This is a genomic window from Sphaerochaeta sp. UBA5836 (assembly GCF_002432845.1).
GTDB lineage: Bacteria > Spirochaetota > Spirochaetia > Sphaerochaetales > Sphaerochaetaceae > Sphaerochaeta.
This window is the reverse complement of sequence record NZ_DJGW01000088.1, coordinates 1-2,301: the sequence shown is the minus strand read 5'-3', so window position 1 is coordinate 2,301 and position 2,301 is coordinate 1. Positions and strand designations below refer to the sequence as shown.

Sequence of the window (2,301 nt, the reverse complement as noted above, 5' to 3'; positions counted from 1 at the left end):
GCGAGCAGGGCCTCCCTGTTCTCCGTGACGGAGATGGTTCTATCGACCACCACTTGTTCAGAAGAGTCTCTGTCTCGGTTGAGTACACTTTTGAATTCACCGGCTTGGTTGTTGCTGCCTCGATGGATTTTCCCGTCGAAGCCGAAGCCAAGGCCTACGGTCGGCCTTGCCAGGCCGGTCTGTACGTCATAGGCCTTCCAGAACTCTATGAGGACGAAGAGGAAGTTGCGAAGCTTGCGCTTGCGTTGGAATATGACCTCCCCCCATGCCCCGCAGTTTGCATCGTTCTCCAAGAAGACGGGGAAGGGGAAGGCTGAGGCGATTTCGGTAGAGAAGTCGAAGGGTTCTTGGAAATCGAGGGAGACTGAGCGGATGATCACCTGCTTCTCAGCATCCACGATGCCTGAGAAACCTATTCCCACTCCAAGCAGGTGCCGTCCCATATATTCCAAGCGTTGGGTGAGCGACTCGATGAAGGAAAGCATTTCCTCTTTGAAGGTTTTTGCCGTGAAGCCTTTTGGTTGTGTCTCCGAGAACAGTACGTTGCCTTCCAGATCGACTGAGAGGGCGGTATAGGAGTCGGAGCGGATTTCGATGCCGATGACATGGAAGTACTCTTTGTTCAGCGTGATGCCGATGGCTCTTCTTCCTCCTTTTGGACCGGGATCTATGATCTCATTCTCCCTGACGATGCCCCTCTGCATGAGGTCGACTACGATGTTGGAGACCGAAGAGCGGTTCAGTCCCAGCCGTAAGGCCAGCTCGGCTCTACTGAGTTCATCTTCTATCCACAGGCGATGAATGATGCGGGAGGAATTGATGAGTCTGGTTCTTCGAGGACTGTCCATGGACAACTCCTAAACTTGGTTTGTTTGTTTTTGTACCAACCTAAGTCCAGTATAGGGGCCTGAAAAGGGAAGTCAAGAAGAATAACAATTACTAATAATATAAATAATTAAATACAACTTGAACCAACGTAATGCAAAGGACATTGATATGAACCGAAGAGGGGTGGCAAGTTCTGAATGTGCGAGGTATGATGGATGGTATGGATGAGAGCAATTTTGAACTGTTGTTGGAGAGTGTTAAGGAAGCTGGTGCTATTCTGCGTAACGAGAAAGAGCCTACGCGTACTTTTATATGTACGCCTCAGGATATCAAAGCTACTCGAAGGAATGAGAACACAACACAAGCAGAGTTTGCTGCAAAGACTGGTGTGAGCTGTTCAGAGGTGTAGTAATGCTCTCAAAGACTCAAGGTGTTACTGATACTTTTGATACCTTATGAGTCAGAGGAGATGGAATCAGAACCAGCTCTGATTCCTGTCGAACTTGTTAATGCCTTGTGTTTATCTGTTTCCCATGGTAGAAAGTGTTCGAGGTGCTTATATGTTGTATAGGAGAAAAGTGTTTCTTAACTTGGTTTTAAGGCATAAGAAACCCATTTCTCTGATCAGGCTTCATAAACTCATGTTTCTTTTCTTCAAGTCAACGGGAACTGCATATTATGATTTCATTCCTAATAAATATGGATGTTATTCGATATGTCTCCATAACGACCAGGAAGCTTTGATAAAACAGGAAGTTGTGATAGAAACAAAAGGGGAGTCCCCGTTTAGTTCATTCATTTCTGTTGACAAACATCGAATCGAACTCGATTCGATACTCCTCAAGAATGAAGATTCTACAGTACTTGATACACTCATCGTTGACAACGAACATAAAACTGATGACGATTTACTTGAAGGAATTTATAAGGCTTATCCTTTCTATGGAATCAGAAGCTTGATTATTGACAGATTTACGTCTGATCAGGTTTTTATGAACAAAATCCAAACAATTAGGGATCAAGTTAAGAGTACTCCCCGGTTCCTATACACAATAGGATACGAGGGATTATCTATTGATAGATTTGTCCAATTGTTGATTCTCCAGAATATTAAAACTCTTGTTGATGTCAGAAAAAATGCATTTTCAATGAGACCGGAATTCAGAAAAAAGAATCTGGAAATGGCTCTTTCTGAAGCAGGTATACAATACTATCTTATGCCAGAGGTAGGCATACCCTCATCCAATAGAAAAGAGTTCTTGCCGTCAGGAAAAAGATGTGATTTATTTATGTGGTACGTGGAAAACACGCTGCCTCTCTGTGAGGAGTATGCGTCAGTTGTTGCCGAATTAGTATCTAGGGAAAATGTTGCTCTCATGTGTTACGAAAAAGACCCTAAGGATTGCCACAGATCTTTATTTGCAGAGTATTGCCAACGAGTGCAACCCTCTATTCCAGGGATAAAACACATAG

3 protein-coding genes are annotated in these 2,301 nt (G+C 44.1%); 2 read left to right on the top strand and 1 reads right to left on the bottom strand.

Annotated elements, in window-relative coordinates:
* Window positions 1-848, bottom strand: an 848-nt coding sequence (locus B3F49_RS07985) for an ROK family transcriptional regulator (protein ID WP_293910278.1), incomplete at its 3' end; no start/stop codon positions are given.
* 200 nt (window positions 849-1,048) lie between these two features.
* Between B3F49_RS07985 and B3F49_RS07980 the strand changes: the two genes are divergently transcribed.
* Window positions 1,049-1,237: a hypothetical protein gene (locus B3F49_RS07980; RefSeq protein ID WP_293910268.1), complete on the top strand. Its 189-nt coding sequence runs from the start codon at window positions 1,049-1,051 to the stop codon at window positions 1,235-1,237.
* Window positions 1,238-1,388: 151 nt separating this feature from the next.
* On the top strand, window positions 1,389-2,301 hold a 913-nt coding region (locus B3F49_RS07975; RefSeq protein WP_293910266.1), incomplete at its 3' end, for a DUF488 family protein.

What these genes read in the sequence shown, in the direction of transcription:
- B3F49_RS07980 (WP_293910268.1), top strand. Translation starts at nt 1,049, where the DNA reads ATGGATGAGAGCAATTTTGAACTGTTGTTGGAGAGTGTTAAGGAAGCT.